15 protein-coding genes are annotated in these 18632 nt (G+C 58.1%); 7 read left to right on the top strand and 8 right to left on the bottom strand.

What is annotated here, in order from left to right:
* Positions 1-88 precede the first annotated feature (88 nt).
* Positions 89-406, top strand: a complete 318-nt coding sequence (locus GSQ91_RS01845; RefSeq protein ID WP_158819560.1) for a hypothetical protein — start codon at positions 89-91, stop codon at positions 404-406.
* A 15-nt stretch (positions 407-421) separates the two neighbouring features.
* Here GSQ91_RS01845 and GSQ91_RS01850 read toward each other — a convergent pair whose 3' ends face one another.
* Positions 422-3655, bottom strand: coding sequence for a DUF3857 domain-containing protein (locus GSQ91_RS01850; RefSeq protein WP_158819561.1), 3234 nt, complete (start codon positions 3653-3655; stop codon positions 422-424).
* Positions 3656-3716: 61 nt separating this feature from the next.
* Positions 3717-4244, bottom strand: a complete 528-nt coding sequence (locus tag GSQ91_RS01855; protein ID WP_158819562.1) for a gamma carbonic anhydrase family protein — start codon at positions 4242-4244, stop codon at positions 3717-3719.
* Between the two features lie 209 nt (positions 4245-4453).
* Between GSQ91_RS01855 and rpsU the strand changes: the two genes are divergently transcribed.
* The 3 genes from rpsU to GSQ91_RS01870 all read left to right on the top strand — a co-directional run bounded on the left by rpsU (position 4454) and on the right by GSQ91_RS01870 (position 6450).
* Positions 4454-4651 carry a 30S ribosomal protein S21 gene (gene rpsU, locus GSQ91_RS01860; protein WP_014267628.1) on the top strand — a complete coding sequence of 66 codons (198 nt, stop codon included), beginning with the start codon at positions 4454-4456 and terminating at the stop codon, positions 4649-4651.
* A 254-nt stretch (positions 4652-4905) separates the two neighbouring features.
* Positions 4906-5409, top strand: coding sequence for a zinc-ribbon domain containing protein (locus GSQ91_RS01865; protein WP_158819563.1), 504 nt, complete (start codon positions 4906-4908; stop codon positions 5407-5409).
* Positions 5410-5460: 51 nt separating this feature from the next.
* On the top strand, positions 5461-6450 hold the full coding sequence (locus GSQ91_RS01870; RefSeq protein ID WP_158819564.1) for an MBL fold metallo-hydrolase: 990 nt from the start codon (positions 5461-5463) through the stop codon (positions 6448-6450).
* Between the two features lie 177 nt (positions 6451-6627).
* On the opposite strand, the gene dut is transcribed toward GSQ91_RS01870, so the two are convergent.
* From dut to GSQ91_RS01895, 5 genes are all read right to left on the bottom strand, one after another.
* Entirely contained in the window at positions 6628-7089 is a 462-nt protein-coding gene (dut, locus tag GSQ91_RS01875) for a dUTP diphosphatase (RefSeq protein ID WP_158819565.1), read from the bottom strand.
* A 27-nt stretch (positions 7090-7116) separates the two neighbouring features.
* A complete protein-coding gene (locus tag GSQ91_RS01880; protein ID WP_158819566.1) occupies positions 7117-10755 on the bottom strand; it encodes a M1 family aminopeptidase in 3639 nt (1212 codons plus the stop codon).
* A gap of 33 nt (positions 10756-10788) precedes the next feature.
* Complete coding sequence (locus tag GSQ91_RS01885; RefSeq protein ID WP_158819567.1) at positions 10789-11682, bottom strand: ABC transporter ATP-binding protein; 894 nt, start codon at positions 11680-11682, stop codon at positions 10789-10791.
* A gap of 344 nt (positions 11683-12026) precedes the next feature.
* Complete coding sequence (locus GSQ91_RS01890) at positions 12027-13655, bottom strand: hypothetical protein (RefSeq protein WP_158819568.1); 1629 nt, start codon at positions 13653-13655, stop codon at positions 12027-12029.
* Between the two features lie 252 nt (positions 13656-13907).
* Complete coding sequence (locus GSQ91_RS01895) at positions 13908-15299, bottom strand: hypothetical protein (RefSeq protein ID WP_158819569.1); 1392 nt, start codon at positions 15297-15299, stop codon at positions 13908-13910.
* Between the two features lie 159 nt (positions 15300-15458).
* On the opposite strand from GSQ91_RS01895, the gene GSQ91_RS01900 reads away from it, so the two are divergent.
* The 3 genes from GSQ91_RS01900 (at position 15459) to rpmA (ending at position 18023) form a co-directional block, all read left to right on the top strand.
* Positions 15459-17084, top strand: a complete 1626-nt coding sequence (locus tag GSQ91_RS01900) for a glycosyltransferase family 39 protein (protein ID WP_158819570.1) — start codon at positions 15459-15461, stop codon at positions 17082-17084.
* A 235-nt stretch (positions 17085-17319) separates the two neighbouring features.
* Entirely contained in the window at positions 17320-17652 is a 333-nt protein-coding gene (gene rplU, locus GSQ91_RS01905; RefSeq protein ID WP_158819571.1) for a 50S ribosomal protein L21, read from the top strand.
* Between the two features lie 107 nt (positions 17653-17759).
* A complete protein-coding gene (rpmA, locus tag GSQ91_RS01910; RefSeq protein WP_158819572.1) occupies positions 17760-18023 on the top strand; it encodes a 50S ribosomal protein L27 in 264 nt (87 codons plus the stop codon).
* A gap of 80 nt (positions 18024-18103) precedes the next feature.
* Here the strand turns inward: rpmA and GSQ91_RS01915 are convergent, their stop codons facing one another.
* Positions 18104-18592, bottom strand: coding sequence for a DinB family protein (locus tag GSQ91_RS01915; RefSeq protein WP_158819573.1), 489 nt, complete (start codon positions 18590-18592; stop codon positions 18104-18106).
* Positions 18593-18632: the final 40 nt, after the last annotated feature.

The raw sequence follows: 18632 nt of genomic DNA on the forward strand, positions 1-18632 counted from the left end.
GGGTCGGAAGAACACGGGCCACGAGCAAACGCTCTCCCGAAAGGAGTGCTGATGATGAAGAAAAACACAATGACGATGAAGACATCAGATGATGTTCCTGGCTCTTGCCACAACCCTGGCGATGCCTGCTGCTGTTTCTGCCCAGCAGGAAACGACCCCACCGCCTGCGCCGCCGGCGGGCTCCGTTCAGACGCCCGCACCGAACGGCGCGAATCCTGCTGCGCCGAATTCCGCTCCCATGTCCAAGGATGAGATGAAGGCGCAAAGAAAGACCCAGAAAGCCCAGGAGAAGGACGCTAAAGAAAATGCCAAAGCCCAGAAGGCTCAGGCGGATGCCTTGAAACATCAGGACAAGGCGACCAACGCGGCGCAGCAGGCCCAGCAACCGCAATCACAACCTCACTGATTCCGCTCTATCGCGCTACTGATCCGTCAACGCCTCCTGCGGGGGCATAAACACGAGTTCGCAGCTAGAAGAACAGCTCAAAATGCCGCGGCGAATCAGTCTCGCGTGACTATCTTTTGGGATGGAAGCCTTGAAATCGACGTGTAGTACAGCGCTTGTCAGCGATTTCAGGCTTTCATCTCCGTGCACGAAGCGTACCTCCTCGGTGCCCTGTGCGGAGAACTCAATCTCGAAGGTAGCCAGGCCGCTCTTTGGAGTGCTACCGCCCTCCACCTTGAAAGTGCGTTCCTTCTGGAGCGTTGCCCTGGCATCCTGTTCGTCAGCATGGATACCGGCTTTCGCCAGGGCGAAGAGCCGGTCGGCGATAAGCTTCAAGGTTGCACTCTGATTGCCGCTGGGTTCACCGCTCGCGGCGAGATGATAGAGCGTCATCGCTTCGGCGGGGCGACCCTCTTTTTCGAGGACCATACCGAGATGGTAGCCAGGTTCCATGCCATAACCATTGCGCCACGCTGCGCGCAGTAGCGGTTCAGCTTGAGCGGCTTTGTCTTCGCGAAAGAGTGTCCATCCGACCGTGTCCCACACATCAATCAGCATCACTGCGCGGGAGAGTACATCTTGTGGAGAGCCGGCATGGCTGGTGGTCTGGTCCTCAAGCATTGCCAGGGAGCGCTGCGACGTTTTATCGGCCAGCGCAAGATCGATCAAGTGGTCGGCAAGCTCATAGGCGGAGTCATTCAGCAATCCGGCATCGTCACTCTTGTTGGCGACCTCTTGTAGAAGCGGCTTCGCTTCATCCTTCTTTTCATCACTCAGCAGGGCCTTGGCCAGTTGCAATTTCAACCGCAGACTGTCGCCATTAGCTGCTATCGCGGAACGCAGGACGGTTTCTCCAGCAGCATGGTCCTTAGGGATCGTGTCCGCCAAAAGATAGGCAGCAAGCATTCCTGCGCCGTACTCGTCTCCGGGGTATTGTGCGAGCAGCTGACGCAGTGTTTTGACGGACTCCTCCGGTTTGCGCTGCCGTAGCTGAGCCGCAGCTAGAAGTCGATATGGAATCTCTTCCGTAGGGTGCGCTGAGATCTCGCGGTTGTAGTCTGCAACGGCTTCATTGGCCTTGCCGTCCTGCATAGCAAGATACCCGTAGTTGCTCCACAGGTATGCCTGATCGGCGTTCAGAGCGCGCGCGGCGTCAAGTTTTGCGTGGGCATCATCCCACGATTGCGACTGCTCCAGTTGAATAGCTTGCTCGATCAATCGAGCGGCATCGTCGTTGGACTCAGTTGCTGTATGGCTTCCGCCGGCGCGCGTGAGCTGAATGTAGGCTTCGCCCTCCAATCCAGCGTCCTTGTACCACTTCTGATAGCTGCGCCAGTCGGCAGCGGGAATCTTGGCGATCAGTACCTCAAAGCGCTGATCCGTAATCAAAGTCCCGTTTTCGAACTTGTAAGTCTTATCCAGCGTCGCAAAGGCCGCCTTGGCGTGGATCGCGGGAGGCAGTTCCGCTCCCCAACCCTCCGGCAGCTTGATCACAGCACGAGAGATCTGAACATGGTGCTCTCCGAGTTCGATGGGTGCTACGGGCAGGTCTTTTTCATCGACAGGCCCGAGTCCAATGGGCGCAATCTGCGGGATGATTCGCAGGTTATCCCAGTCGCCAGCTTTCTCGCGTTCATAGTCATAGGCGATGTGGAAGGGTGCGGCCGTGTCATCGGGCCGTGAGAACTCCGCATGCGTCACTTTTCCCGCGTAGCTCATTCTGTAAGAGATGTTCTGCATTAACTCATCCCACTGTGCAGGCGAGACCGAACGGACCGCCTCCCGGAAGATGATCTCGGAGTCGCCGCGCAGGTCCATCACAAGATGCGAGTGGGAGACGCCCTTGTCGTCGAGTGTGCCTATAGCCTCGAAGCGCTCTTCGGAGGGAAAGGGTGGGTCTTTGGGGGTAGTTGCGAGGTAGGCATCGCCACTGGCAGGAACCACCAGCGCCTGCTTGCCGCGCAGCACCTGCAGCAGTAGCCGATAGGGTGCCACCTCGGCGGTGGCATCGAGCCAGACCGGCTTGCCGTCCACATGGGCAACCGTGATCACGTGATTGAACCAACCCGGCGAAGGCAGGTCTGGAGTAAAGGCAACACCCGCACCGATCAACGCGGCATCTGCGGGAATGCCGGCAGCGGAGAGCATCGCGGCCTGCAGCGTGTGCTTGTCCTTGCAGTCACCATACTGATTGCGCAGGACATCGGAAGCCTCATGAGGCTGGTATCGCCCGACACCAAACGCGACACCGATGTAGCGCACCTGTGGTCCGACGAATCCATAGATGGCGCGGGTCTTTTCCTCCTGCGTGGCCTTGCCGGCAGTCAGCTCGGTGACACGTGCGCGGACCTCGTCGTCGGGCGTGATGCGCGTACCTTCCATCCCTCGATACCACGCCCCAACCTCCTGCCAGCTATGGAAGTTCGTCCAGGCAATAGGCGGCAGCTTGGGCTCGTCATCGATGGGTTGGTCCTTCTCCATGCGGAGCAGATCGTTGGGCTTTTTGCCGGCAACGGGCAGCGGTTGTGAACTCTGCCAGCGGTAGACATGTTCGGTCGGTGTCTCTGAGATCGTCGCCTTATTCTTCGGGCTCCAGACCTGCACATAGACAGCGAGGGGAATGTGCAGCTCGACGCTCTCCTCCAATACGACTTCTCCCAAAGATGGCGTGTAGAAGCTATCTTGTCCCCAGAAGTGGCCCGGCGCCTCCGGATGCGCACGCACTATCCGCACCTTGTACTCCAGATGGTCGCCCTCGCGCAGGCTGCGCACAGGAATCTGTTCTTCCTTCAGGTCACTGTAAAAAGGCGCCTCACGAGTTACCGGGGCGGGCAGTTCCTGCGCATCGGAGGAAGGAGTCGCGACAACGGTTCCATCGGCCCGGCGAACCCGGACATAGTCGATCTCGACATGCTCGGAGCTGGAGGCAAAGGAAAAACTGAGCACGCTCCAGCTCTTGACCGCTGCCTCGTCGCGTATATCCACGACTGCGGAGAGCTCCTTCGAACCTGTGCCATCAGCTGCATAGCGATAGACACGATCCAGATGTTCGACGACGGAAGATTCATGCGTGTAGTCGGGCTTTGCCGTTGTGGCCGCGCCGGTCGTGGAAGAAACGACAGCCGTGGAGGATGGAGCCTGCGCCGATGCAGACAACGCGCAGCAAGACACAGCGACGAGTGCGAACAGGGAGAACGAACGGTTCTTCATGGGGTTAGGGGAAACCTGTATCCGAAAGATACACGTTCATGGCCAAAAACCACAGGTCACCCTATCCGGCGCTTTCGGCGGCTTCGGCCAGATAGGTCTTCGTGTATCCGAGATAGTTCCGCGCATAGCCACGGATCATCTCCAGGTCGTCGTCGTCGAGCGAGCGGCGCACTTTGCCGGGAACGCCGGCGACCAGGCTTCGCGGCGGAATCATCGTACGCTCCGGTATGACAGCTCCAGCGGCGATGATTGATCCCGCGCCGATGTGCGCGCCGTTCAGGATGATCGCGCCAATGCCAACCAGCACATCATCCTCGAGCACGCAGCCATGGACGGTCGCATTGTGCCCGATGGTCACCCGATCGCCGACCACAACCGGGTAGAGGCACTTCATGCCGTGCAGCACGGCACAGTCCTGCACATTGGATTCTGCCCCAATGCTGATGGAATGCACATCGCCGCGCAGCACGGCGTTCATCCATACGCTGGAGTGTTCGCCCAGCTCCACTTCACCGATAACCTGTGCAGAAACATCGACATAGGCAGTTGCAGGGACTATAGGGCGTCGGCCTTGATGGGAACGGATCATGGTCACGAGTTTAGCTCTGTACAGGGCCATCAGCTATACGGCAAAAGCTAAATGAGGCGAAAGTAATGCGTAGAAAAGGAAAATTGAAAGCAAGTAAAACGGTCTTTGTAGCCTAGGAAATCGTTTGCCTGCAAATTTATATCGCCATGCACGCCGTGTAGGGCATATGATAGTGAAGCCAGTTTGGCAGGTTTGGAGGTGTATACAACTTGGCAGAAGTTCGAGTTCAAGAAGGCGAACCCCTTGAGAATGCTCTTCGCCGTTTTAAGCGCAAGGTGCAGACGGAAGACATCATCAAGGAAGTCAAGCGTCACTCTTTCTACCTGAAACCAGGCGAGAAGAAGCGTGTGAAGGAAGCACTTGCACGCAAGCGCAATCGCAAGAAGGTCCGCAAGGAACAGGACTAAAGATTTCTTTTCAAAAGAATTGAAATTGGTGTTTAGTAGTACTTATTGAAAATAAGTAGGGAGGGGATGCAAATTACATCTCCTCCCTAGTATTATTCAGAGCGACCCTGAATCACATCGCTCGCAGCATCCACCGGGCCCGGTTGTCGACATGTAATCGATATGCAAATCTAGGCTTGAATCCGCATTCGAAGCTCTGCGTAACGATCTTCGGAGGGGCTTCATCCTGATCCCGCACGATGGGAGAAGGCGCAATGGAATTCATCGATAGGCTTCTCAAGTGCTGCGATTGCGGCAATGAATTTGTCTTTACCGCCGGCGAACAGCTTTTTTTCTTCGATAAGCAGTTCAAAAACGACCCGAAACGCTGCAAGCTGTGTAAAGCCAAGCGAGCGGGTCTGGGGCGGTCTACCAATCCGGGAGTTGCGGCGGCGGCTCTTCCTCTGTCGCGCACCGAAACGCGCACCCAATGTTCGGCCTGTGGGATCGATACCACCGTCCCGTTCAAGCCTACGCAGGGTCGACCGGTGCTGTGTCGTTCCTGTTTCCAGATGAAACGCGTGCCTTCGGCCGTGGCTGCGGTCGCAAATATGGACCAGCCAGCCAAGCGAATTGCCGAGGCCAGCGCCGCTTTGGAGCATGCTGTCGCTACCAATGGGTTCGACTCGTCCTTCACCGCGTCTATATCGGTTGGCAATCTCGAGCCTTCAGCCTCCGCCGAGCTTTTAGCGGCAGCGGCAAAAGCGGCACAAGCTTAGCTCGCAGCCGGTTCTAAGCTGTTCCAGCGTAGCTGCTCTAAGATGTTTTAGATGGCCAGCGAAACAGGCACGATACACTCGACTCCTCCTCCCCAGGATTCAGATCTCGTTCGTGGTCGCCGCACCCTCGGTGACTTCGACCTTGTATTTTGCTCGGACGGCAGCTATCTGCTCGATGGCGGTGCCATGTTCGGCGTCGTCCCCAAGACCCTGTGGCAGAAGAGAACCCCCGCCGACGAGGCGAATCGCATCCTGCTGGGACTGAACACAGTCGTCATCCGCACCGGCAAGCACGTCGTGCTGGTCGAAACAGGCATCGGCAACAAGCAACCCCCAAAAATGCGGGAGATCCACGCCAACCAGGAGTTGCTGCCTGCGTCGCTGGCGGCAGCAGGAGTGCGCGTCGATGAAGTGACTCACGTCATCAACACGCATCTGCACTTCGACCACTGCGGCTGGAACACGACCCTGCATCCCGACGGCTCGGTGACGCCGACGTTCCCCAACGCGCGCCACTTCGCCGCGGCGGGAGAGCTCGCACACGGGCGGCTACAGCTTGAGCGCGATGCCGTCAGCTACCTCGGCCCGAACTACGGTCCACTGATCGCCAGCGGCCAGCTAACCTTGCTGGACCCGCACGGCGCCGGCGGCTTTACGCCGGACGACTCGCGGCTGGCTGCACCCACGCCCTTGCCCCCCATTACGATTCAGACCTCCACCGAGATCGTTCCCGGAGTCTGGGTCGAACCCTTCCCCGGACACACAGCAAGCATGTTGGCGGTGCACCTGGAATCGCAGTCACACGCTGGCGCAAGCGAGCACGCGTGTTACATCAGCGACCTCATTCCCACGCACCATCACCTCGATCCGACGTGGGTAATGGGCTACGATCTCGACCCGCTCACATGCATCGCCCAGCGCAAGCGGTTTCTAGCGCGAGCTATCCCCGAGCGTTGGCTCGTGCTCTTCACGCACGACCACCAGGTGCCGGCGGCATATGTGGAGTGGAACGAGAAGGGCAAACCTGTAATGGCTGGCTGACTAGCCGCCTAATACTGGTGTTCTTGCAAACTCCCCTAAACTTGTCATTTCGACCGACCAACGGGAGTGGAGAAACCCCTTGATGCAGAGCGTTATGCAAATGTTTGTGGCGCGCTTTGCGTCCAGAAACCCCTGTATTTGGCGGCTGCTTGTATTACCGAAAAGCTAGAGGTACAGCTATACCCCCGTCGACCCAAACCCCGCGCTATTGCGTGGTGTCTCGGCGAGCATGTCAGTCTCTTCGAAGCTTGCCTGAATACGTTCCACCACGCGAAGCTGCGCGATGCGATGGCCAGGTGCAACCACCTGCGGCTCAGCCGCAAGATTCGTCAGCACAATCTTCAGCTCGCCACGATAGCCCGGGTCAATAACACCTGCCAATGTCGTAATGCCGCGCAGCGCAAGGCCGGAGCGGTCTTCGATCAGCGCGCCGTGGGTGGAGGGCAACTCCAGCGCCAGACCTGTGCGCACAGCCTGCGTGCTGCCTGCCTGACCGATCGGAGCGAGTGTTGCGGCTTCGGCTGCGAAGAGATCCGCGGCGAGGTCGCCGTAGGGGCCGGTGTGGGCATAGCGCGGAAGCTGTGCCGCTGGGTGGAGGCGTTGTACGAGGATCCTGGGCGAATTTCTTGTGTCGTTCATGTCGTCGACAGTCAGTGTCGCACGTCTTCACTTCTGATTCGAAACGTCCATCGAGTTGTCATCCAGATTGCGGTCGATGAGCTTGTTATAAGGATCGATTCCGGCGCGAGTCGGCTGTTCGTTCACGATGAACTCGAAGGTCTGCCGCCCGCCCGTGATGCGTTCTTTGCGAACCGAGAGCGGTTGTTCTTCGCCCTTCTTGCCGCTGAAGACACCCACATCGATCAGGTCGTTGATCGACGTCGGCGTTTCGACACCATTGCCATCGGCGTAGGCCTTTTTCCCCTCGACGATCAGCGTGACCTTGTACTTGCCGTCGGCGGTCTTCTGCGAGGTCGCCTCGATCGCTTTGTTGTCATAGAGCGTGATCTTCTCAAAGCTGTCGTCGATGAAGTACTGCAGGTCGGCAGGCGTCTGCGCGCGTAGTGCGTCTTCGAGCTGACGCGTGTCTGGGTACGGGCCGGATTGCGAGTCGTCAGCGTTGGCGTAGCGATACTGCATCAGGAAGTTATGCAGAGCGAGGTTCAGCTTGTCTTCTCCGATGTAGTCGGAGAGCGCATAAAGGATGAGGCTGCCCTTCTGATACCAGACATAAGCTTCACGCTGCACCTGTCCTAGCGGCGGCTCTTTGCGAGTTTCACCGGAGCGCCCGCGCAGGTAGCCATCGAGCTCATGCGAAAGGAACTTGCGCATCTGGGCATCGCCATACTTCTTCTCCGCGACCCGCAGTGCCGAGTACTCTGCCAACGACTCGGACATCATGTTCGACCCGGCAACGCGGCCTCCGATCAACTGATGCGCCCACCACTGATGCGCGAGCTCATGCGCGGTGACGAAGTAGGTGAAGTCGATGTCCTTCTTCGGGTCAAGCACGCGCGAGAGGAAGAACGTCTCGGTAAAGGGAGAAGTGTTGGAGAACGACTGGGCGAAGCCGCGATAGCGCGGGAACTCGATGATGCGGAACTGCTTGTACTGGAACGGACTGTAGTTGGCCTGGTAGTAGTCAAGCCCCGCGCGTGCGGCCTGCGTCATGTCGTCGACATTCCAGGGATGGTGGTAGTCGTAGTAGATCTCAATGTTGGTGCCCTTGTAGTTCTCCTTCTTCACCGTATAGCGACCGGAGATGTACGAGAAGAAATCGAGGATCTTCACATCGCCCATGTCGTAGGAGAAGTAGTGGCGGCCGTTCTGATGCCAGTCACGCTGCAGGTAGCCAGGCGCGAGCGCGATCTGATCGTCGGGCGTGCTGACCGTTGTGTGATAGCTGATCCAGTCGGAATTCGGTGTAAAGAGATTCGTTACGCTGCCATAGGGGTCTCCACGCGGCGGAAGGTCCTCGAGCAATGGCAGCTTCTCCTCGCGGCGGCGGCGAGGATCGTCGATCTCTACATCGGTGCTGTATCCGATAGTGGGGAAGTAGCTGGAGTCGAAGAACATGCCGCTGTAGGCCAGCTCGGGCCGCTCGCCACCATCGCGGAAGCCGTGTGACTGGTAGCCGACCTTGAAGGTCATGTTCAACTTCTCTCCCGGAGCAAGCGGTGTCTCCAGTTGATAGATCGAGTAAAGATCTCGTACCGAACTGCTGATGTGATGAAACGGCCGATCGAACTGCACGTCAGAGACGGACTGCATCTGGTCGGTGATATGGATCTGCTGGATCGGATTCGGTGTCTTGTTCTGCAGCACAAAATGACCGGTGCCGCTGAACGAGCGGTGATAAGGATCGAGATCGATGTTCGCATCAACAGCGATGATCTTCGGCTGCGGGAGGCGCTCATACTTCTTGAAATCACGCTCGTACTGTGCCTGGAAGTCGCGTAGTTGTTTCTGTGTATAGAAGGTGTTGAGTACGTGCGTGTTGTAGAAGTACCAGCTCCCGCTGCCGATAGCGAGCAGTACGAAGATCACCAGCGCCGCCGTCAATCGTGGCAAACGATGGCGTGCTTGTCCCCAGCGCGCGCGCCAGCCGTTCTCGGCGCCGCGTCGCGACAGAGCAATCGAGAGGACTGCTAGAAACGCGAAGATCGAGATCCAATACACGTTCGCCCACAACTGCGCCGCGACAAAGTGGCCGTAGCCGTTCATGTCGGAGTAGGTGTACGAAGGAGTCTGCGTGGGCACCAGAAGCGTGTTCTCGATGTTCCAGCGATTGAGAATCGGCTGCATGACGAAGACGCCCAGGACGATGGCGTGGCCGAGAAATTTGTTGGAGACCACCGTCTGCACGAAGAACGCCAGCAGCGCGATGCCCATCACCCCAGGAAAGACGATGAGAAACAGCTCCTGGAAATACTGCAGGAGATCGTACTGATAGAAACCCGCGAAGGTCTGCATGACAATGCCGCAGATCATGATCACGCACAGGAGAACGAGCTCGACGAAGGCGAGCGCGAAGAACTTCGAAAGCCAATCCGTTGTCTCGCGCATCGGCAGCGCATCATGGATACCCGCAAAGCGCGTATCCCGTTCTCGCCACACTAGTTCTCCGGCATAGATGGTCGCGACCACATAGAGCAGAAGGACCGCGAGCCCCTCCACGGACTGCAGCATCAGGAACGTAACGGGCCATACATTTGACTCCTGCGCATGTCCTGCGAAGTAGCCATTTACCAGGGAGAAGAAAGCTATCAGTACGCCGAGCGCCCAGAACAGCAGCTCATGCGTGATGTTGGAGATGCGCAGGCGCGTCATCGAGACCAGTTGCGTGAACCAGAGGCCGCTTCCAAAGTTCTGCCGCACCCGCGGCAACAGCGCGGCTACCAGAGAGCGCCGTGGTTGAAGCTCGGCGGCCTCTTCGCGCTTGGCCTTCGCCGCTCGCCGTCCCTGCGACTTCGCCGTCAGCTCCTCGACGGACATCGGGAAGAATCTGTACACAGCGCCTAGCGACACGAAGCCTACGGCTATCCAAAGCAGCCGGTTGTAGAGAAAGACGCCGTTGCCCACATGCGCGGACCAGGAGAAGAGCAGTGAGTTCTTCTCCGCCACCGTCCAGTAGCGCGCGATCACGCTCGCAAGTTGCAAGCCGATGGGGTCGAGGATGCCGGACCAGAAGTGCTCCAGCGACCGCGTCGCGCTGAATACGGCTTGCAGCAGCAGATAGATCATCAGTACCGCGATGCCTTGCAGGTAGACAATGACAATCTTGCGCGAGAGCGCGGCGACCAGAAAGAAGATCGAGCCGAGAAAGAAGATCTGCACGACCACGATTGAAAGGAATGGCTGCACATACCACCAGATATGACCGCTGGCGATGCGCGTATGGTCAGCCCACGGCATCAACGATCCAAGGGCTTCGCCGAAGACGATTCCCGAGAACGCGAACACGCAGGTTACAAACGATCCCGCCCAGCGCCCGCCGAGATAGGCGAACTTCGTAATCGGCTTGGTAAAGATCAGTTGGAAGGTATCGCGCTGGAAGTCGCGCAGGATCGACGTGCCGAAGATGGCGGCGATGACGATCGTGCCGAACAGCGTGAAGAACATGTACAGAATGGTGTTCGAGTACGGCCCATTCAGAAGCTGCTTGCCGTTGCCCGTGGTGATGAAGTCCTCAGCGGCGACGGAAAGAAAGCTGAAGAAGAACCACATCGCAAAGTACACGTACGTCGACGCGCTCTTCAGTCGGACCTTGAGCTCGAAGGAGAAGAACTCCCAAAAGAGTTTCATCGTGGATCCCCGTATGGAAATTAGTGCGGAAAGTTAGTTGGCTGACTTGGCCGGGGACTGGTTGGAGAGATTGAGGAAGTAGACATCCTCAAGGCCGGAGTCCACGCCGCGGAAGCCCTCGCCAGGAGAGCTGTCGGCATACACGCGAATCTCGTGCTGGCCAGCAACCAGGTGGCTGGAGATGACGCGCAGCTCTGATTCCAGCGCGCGCAGTTCGTCATCGGTCGCAACGACCTTCGACCATATCTTTCCGTTCAAGGCGCTCAGCGCCTCGCTGGGTGCGCCCTCCAGCAGCAACTCTCCGGCGGCGATGATCGCCATGCGCGGGCAGAGCTCGCGAACATCTTCGACGATGTGCGTCGAGAGAATGACGGTAACGTCGCGGCCAATCGACGAAAGCAGATTGAGGAAACGGTTGCGCTCGGCGGGATCGAGCCCCGCCGTCGGCTCGTCGACGATGATGAGTCGCGGCTTGCCGAGCAGCGCCTGCGCGATGCCGAACCGCTGCTTCATGCCGCCTGAGTAAGTGCTCAGCGCCTTCTTGCGAAACGCCCACAGGTTCGTCTGGTTCAGCAGCGCATCGACGATCTCTTTGCGCTCGCCGGCGTTGGTGATGCCCTTCATCACCGCGAGATGCGAGAGCATGTCGAGTGCCGACATCTTGGGATAGACGCCGAACTCCTGCGGCAGATAGCCGAGCGTCTGGCGCACGGAGTCCTTCTCCTTGAGCACGTCAAGGCCATCGAGAAAGATGGTTCCACTGTCGGGCTCCTGCAGGGTGGCGATGGTTCGCATCAGCGTACTCTTGCCCGCCCCGTTCGGCCCCAGCAGACCGAACATATTGTTGCCGATGGTAAGCGAGATGTTCTTGAGAGCGTGAACACCATTCGGATAGGTCTTCGATAGACCTGTAATCGTAAGCGCCATGCGGGAAGTCCCCTGACTCTATGGAGGATTCAACAGCTACTACGGTGTCTGAACTTTATCATCTACTTTGCAAAACGGCTTAGCACGAGGATTTGGGGTGAGGCACATCCTGGGGTATGACCTCAAATTCTCGCTCGTAGCGCGCAAACACTCTGCGGTGGCACGAATCGGAAGGGCATGGCTTCAGCCATGCCGCTCTGCCCTGAGCGTAGTCGAAGGGCCCGGAGTGAAGGCGCAGCCGCAACGACAGAATTGCCTTCTTTTATGTGCCCGAAGATGCATGAGGATGACCCATGCGTTTCCCTCACGATGCTGCGAAGGCCGGTCTCATAAGCATCTCGGGCTCAGTGAATGTGGCCTTGCTCCAACTCTATAGACTTCGGCGGCCCGACCGCGTGATGCCTCTCTAAAGCATCGGTAATTCCTTTTGCTAAAGGCGAATTCTCCCGCACCAGAAAACATTCCCGGTTGCCTTCTCCATATCCCCAATGCTCGCGCTGGCGATAGAAGGGCGAGCCGTAGGAGAGAAGCCAGAGCTGGTAAGGGCCTACTTGTTGTGCCCCTGAAACCAGACTTTGTATCACCTGAGTCCAGGAACGACTACTGGAAGCTGGAAACTGGCTCTGCACAGGCACGCAGCTATCTAATGGGTTGGGATGGATGACGATCAGGTCTGGCTCTAATGCGACGACATCGGCAGCCTGGATAGGATGTCGTGCGAAGTCTGCCGTGTTGAGTCCCCAGGCGTCATAGGCTACCCATCCCGAGCCGTAGGCTAAAAAGCCCGCTTCCGTAGTAATCATCGAGCCGCGCATCGGCAGTTGTCCCAGTTCCTGCGCGATGGCTTGCACGTCTTGAAACTGGTAATCGCGGAAGCTGCGCACCTCGCGCAACAGGGGACCCAGCAACAACACAAGCCATGCGAAAAGCCCGGCATACAGGAGGATATGGCGTCTTTGAGGTGGAAGTGCAGACCAGGAGAGTGCTAGTACCATCGCTGCGGAAAGCGGAAGATAGAAGAAGAAACGGTCCCCGACATTTTGGTCCAATCGCATAGTCCAAAAGAACAGTGTCGGCACCAGTACCGTTCCAAAAAACAAGGTACGCACGAAAGGGTCGAGGGGTTTCCTCAGCAGCACAGGCAGCAGCAATGCCGCGATGAACAGGAGATATTTCAGGCTTTGCCAAAGTGAGTGTGCAACGAACATGCCCAGGGCACGGTGTGCGTCTGATTTAACCAGGAACGGCAAAGGCAAAATAGATCCGAAGTAATGGGCTCGCCACGCAAAATAGACGAGTCCCGGCACAACGAACAAAAGAAAGACAAGGAGCGTTCGGTGCTTTCGGTCATTGCGGGGCAGCAGTAGCGACCCAAGCAGAGGTACTGCAAACAGCACGCCATCTGGCCGGAAGAGGCATAAGGTTAGTCCGAGGAGAGCCGCGATACTTGTTCGCTCACGCTCCACTGCGAGAGTGAGAAGTACTAACAGCAACGCATCGGGAAGAACCGCAAAGCCTAAACCCGCAGCCAGTATCTGTGGCGTCATACCCGCCACCCCGGCAATCACGAGTATCCGCAGCCAGGTCACGCGGATGCGTCCCAAGCGCAGCAGTGCCAGTGCCAGCAACGGCAGGGCGCAAACGTTCACGACCGCCGAGAACACGAAAGGAGCCACGCCGAGCCGTATCGCTGCGGCAACGAGGACCATCCACGCAAAGTCCGTCGCACCCTCCGCGTGTGGCCCGCCAGCATAGTAGGTAATGGCACCATGATGCGCGAGGTTATGGCTGTATTGGTACAGAATGACAACGTCTTCGGAAGGCAGAAAGAAATGGGGCGCTGAAACGAGCGCGAGCAGCACAACAACGCCGAAAAGCGCAATCGCAGCCAGCACGTACTTATCTAGCCAGGGCCATAACGATAAGCCTGACTCGCCCTGAAGATCCTGTTCCTTGTACTGCAAAGTTCGCACGTCCCGATTCTAAACTTCGGTTAGTACTACCGTTGTCCTTACGAACCTGCCTAACAAAGCCTGTCATTTCGACCTCACCTGCCTCACCCCAAAATCGTCATCCTGAGCGAAGCGGCTCGCGCACTTTGCGAGACGCACAGTCGAAGGACCCCGAAGAGGCCTATCTCACCCAAACGGTTCGCACCTTTTCAACCGCGAACGTTCGCCCCGCTGGCACGATCACAGCCGTTCAAGGTGGCCGATGTCAGCTTTCTATGTACCCAATCCCACGCGATTGCGCGATGTCGTCGAGCGAAAGAGATACACGGACAGAATCGCGATCAAAGGCTCAATAGGATGACGAAACCGCGCCTGCACGGTGACTGCATAGTAGACCAATGGAACCAGCAGAAAGGCGCTCGCCATCAGCCACGCGCCAAGCACGCGTCGTTTGAGCGCGAGACCCAGCCCAAGCAGTCCGGCAACGCTCAGAAAGCTGTAGTTGAAGATACGAGCGACTTCGTTGGACTCGTGTTTTTCTGAGGCGTGCGGCACACCGAACCAGAAGAACTGAATGCGCTTCAGTGTGAAGCGCGCGAATAGGTCCGGTCGCGCGCGCAGATTCTCCATCGCCTGGGCCCCGCGCATCTTCGCGTAGTTCAACTCACCCATCTGCACGTAGAGTTTGAACTCGGGGTCGCCCGTCCATAGGGGTACAGCCTGCCCCCAGGGAAAGACATCGTGATAGAAGAGCGAACTCTGCCAAAGCTCGACGCCGAAGTTGGAGCGTGTCGGCACGAACGCATGCAAAGCACGTTCGTTGCGTACGACCCACGGAGCCAGCGTCGCCGCAAAGACGACACACGCGAGAATAGCTCCTGCAACAGACTGGCTTAAGCTTCGATCGTTGTATCCGGATAACTGGTTCCTGTTTGCTGTTTGCTGTTTGCTGTCTCTTAGCGGCCACAGAATCCAAAGGATCGACACAGGCAGACACAACAGCAGCGATGCGTTCGAAAGCGCGATCATTCCCCACAGGAGGCCGAAGAATGCCCAAAGCTTGAAGTCGCGACTCGTCTTCCGCTCAACATCATCTTGCTCGCCAATGCGCCGCAGGCGAAGCGCTAAAACAAAGGCCCACGCGAAGAAGCATGTTGTAAGCGACATCTCCCAAAGCCAGTGGACGGCATACTGCAGCGCCGCCGGATACACAGCCCATAGCCACGCCGACCACAGTGCCATCGGTGTCGCTTTCGCGGAAGCGCGGCGGGCAATGCCCTGGGCATCGAAGCATCGCGCGGCGATCTCATACACCGCCGGCGCGATGGCGGCGGAAAAGAGGCTGTCGCAGACCATGAGGAAGATGGCTGCAGCGTTTGTATAAATGCCGAAGATCTTAAAGCTCAGCGCCATCAGCAGCGGATAGAGCGGTGGAAGCCATGCCGTGGGGCCCGAGAAGCCATTGAAAGGGTTGCCATAGCCATGCCCCTGAACCACGGAGCGCGCGATCCGTCCGGCCTCGAAACCATAGTCGAAGTGATCGTCGAAGGCACGGATGCGATAGGTATGGCCGATAAGGATGCAGGCTATCCGCAGTACAAACCCGGTCCAGAAGATGACCCAGGGGGCTCGGAAGCTGAGTCGGCGGTTCGAGGATTCGGGCATAGTCGCTGCGAGCTTCATTCTAGTAAGTATTACAGTTGTCCCCACAAATCCACCTCGACGTCTGTCATTTCGACCACCACCAATGCCTGTCATTTCGACCGACCAACGGGAGCGGAGAAACCCCTGTATTCACCGACGCTTCTACTAACGAAGAAGCCAATGGGAGACACCGTCGAAGGATCGTCCGAGATCGCGTATGTTCGTCATATGGAGAGACCTTTCAAGGAGACGGCATCGCATGAGCCGTCTGACGCCATACCTCTTTTCGGACGCGATCTTCGGTGTGGAAAGCGGGTGGCCTTCTTCTCCGCCGCACTGGCATCCGTACTCGCCTGCTTTGTATTGTTGCCTCTGCTGGGGCACCGGCCGCTGACCTCCTGGGACGAGGGCATCTATGCCGAGGTCTCGCGTGAGATGCTCTCCAGTGGATGGCTCGTGCCCCATTGGAATGCGCAGCTCTGGTTTGTAAAGCCTCCCCTGATGATGTGGATCACCGCAGTATTCTTCAAGCTCTTCGGTGTGGGGGAGTTCTGGGCAAGAGCCGGGTCAGCCTTCTCCGGCGTAGCCACCGTCGGTCTGCTGCATGGCTGGCTGGCTCTCCGGCAAAGCCGGTTGACCGCCTGGCTCTCCAGCCTGCTGCTGCTGAGCAACTTCGGGTTTCAGCACGCCTCCAGGGCCGGAGAGGTGGATATGCTGCTCACGCTGGGCTGCCTGTTGGCCTTGATTGGCCTGGCTGAACTCCAGGAGGAAGACTGGCCCGGCAGGCACTGGGGCTGGTATCTCTTCTGGGGCGGATTCGCCATCGCCGTCATGACGAAAGGTGCCGCGAGCATCGTCCTGGTCTTTACACTCCTGTTCTTTGCCGTGATGCAACGTCGTATCTGGAAGCATGGCGGCAAGGCCTTCGTGCTGGGGCTGGCGCTCTTTCTCGCAGTCGTCGCGCCCTGGCATGTGTATATGATCCATCGCTTCGGCAGCGAATTTCTTGGGGACTACCTGGGCTACCAGGTGCTGCAACGTGCTGCAACGGCGATCGAAGGCCACGTCACGCATGCGTGGTACTACCTCGGTGTCTTGCTGGTCTCTGCGCCATTCTTCTCTCTACTGTTCCCGTCTGCGATTGCCGGTGCTTTCCGGCGGCCGGAGATGAAGAGCCTTCGCGTCTTCGCGGTCTTTTCCCTGGTAGTGATCGTCTTCTTCTCTGCGGTGAAGACGCGGCTGCCGCACTACATTGCACCTGCCTATCCAGCGCTGGCCGCGCTGACGGCAGCGTGGCTGGCTGCGCAATGGCGTAGGTTCTCTCTGGATAGAAAAAAGGCCTCCGTACGAGTGAGCATCGTTGCCGCCGCCGTAGTGGCCTACATTGCCTGCACACTGATCACAATCGGGCCGCGCAAGCAGCTGCACTCGCCTATGCTTTCCAATGGCTTGGTAACAGGGGACAACAAAGACGCTGTCCTCTTATTGCGAAGTGTCTTCCGGCATCCGCAGCCGATTCAGGGACCCCTTCTGGTCTGGAATCAGGCGCGCTTTGTGCCGATTCCCTCCAGCATCTTTTATGCACAACGTCCCGTACAGCAGGTCACGCTTCAGCCGGTACCTCCCGGTACGCCGGTCGAGAGGTATCTCTTTGACCCCGAACCCCTGAGTGAGGCCATGGCGAACGGACCCCGGCTGCTTCTGCTCGACCGGACCCTCGTGCCAGAGATCCCGGCGGACTATACCTATTCTCCGATTCAAGCCCAGGGAAGTGTTGAAATCGGGTCGATTGTGCGGACAAAGTAGCTGTGATGTCGTAGAAATATTGACCTGAGGCCCCAATTTCCAGTAAACTCATGAAGTTTGGCGATGCAATCGGTGTCTCTGGCATCCAGGGACAGAGTTGCAGTGCCGGGCGGGTTGCAGCTGGGTTTTAAGCTGCGAGATCCGGAACCGGCAAGGCGAGCGCCTCCTGACAAGACATTGAGCAGATTAGGAAAAGCAGCCGTGGCATTCTGCGCGCTGCATGAGGTTTCAAGCTATGTACGCAGTCATTCGCACCGGTGGTAAGCAGTACCGCGTGGCCCCCGGCGATACCGTCCGGATTGAGAAAAGCGCGCACGAAAACGGCACGCTGGAGTTCTCCGACGTTGTTGCTGTCAGCGGCGAAGAGGGTAAGTTTGAGCAGGAGCTGGGCGGCGCGAAGGTGCTGGCCGAAGTCGTCAGCGAAGGCCGTGGCGACAAGATCCTCGTGTTCCACTACAAGCGCAAGAAGCAGTACAAGAAGCTGCAGGGCCATCGCCAGAGCTTCGTTGAGGTCAAAATCAACGAGATCCTCGTCGGCGGCAAGAGCTTCAAGGCTGAGGCGAAGTAAGTACCGTTCCACCGCAGACGCGGCGGAGCGATAAAAGCAAGGTTCGCGGCTTAGCCGCATGATTTCAGAAGCGCGGGCGAGCGCCCCGACGCGAAAGAGGCACAGCAATGGCACATAAAAAAGGTCTAGGAAGCTCTAAGAACGGTCGCGATTCCAACGCGCAGCGCCTCGGCGTCAAGCGCTTCGGCGGCGAAACAGTTACCGGCGGTTCGATCCTCGTTCGCCAGCGCGGCACACCGCTGAAGGCCGGCAAGAACGTCGGTCGCGGCAGCGACGACACCCTCTTCGCCAAGGTCAGCGGCGTAGTCAAGTTCGCAGACCGCGGTCAGCTCGGTCGCTTCGTCTCGATCGAGCCTACTATCGCAGCGTAAGCAATCGGCAACCCCTGGTTGCAATGGAAAGCCCCGCATCTCTTCGAGGATGCGGGGCTTTTCGTGTTTCTTTGGAGCCTTTAGGCTCGGCGCGCGGTGACCATGAGGTAATCCATAGGCCATGTTGCCGTGATGCCGCCATGGCGGAGCAGTGTAGCCAACTGCGCGTAGTGCCGCATGGAGTGCAGTAGAGCGTGAAAGAGCACGGCCTTTCGCGATGCAATCAGGCGTCCCTGGCGTGTCTCCATGTCGATCTCGAGTTCCCAGTCATACGTTGCATCTGCCAGGAGAATATTGATCTTTGCGATGGCTCGATCGTGCACGGCGAAGATCTTGATGATGCTTTCTTTAGAGACATCGGCATACTCCGTAACGGCTTCGTCGCCGAGTCGCTCGGCATAGCGAAGCTCCACGGCAACGATATGTTGCAGCAGGTCGGCCACGGTCGAGCTGCCGCGAATGTCGCAGGGCAGCGCGAGTGCCTCTGGATGTCTCTCAAACAGCTTGCGCCATTGCGCGGTGTTCGTGTCGTTCCAATGCAGTACCTCGGTTGCGGTCAGGCTGGTCAACGTGCGGATCTCCTCTTCCGATGGCTGTGAAGATGCTATA

The organism is Granulicella sp. S156 (assembly GCF_009766105.1).
GTDB lineage: Bacteria > Acidobacteriota > Terriglobia > Terriglobales > Acidobacteriaceae > Granulicella.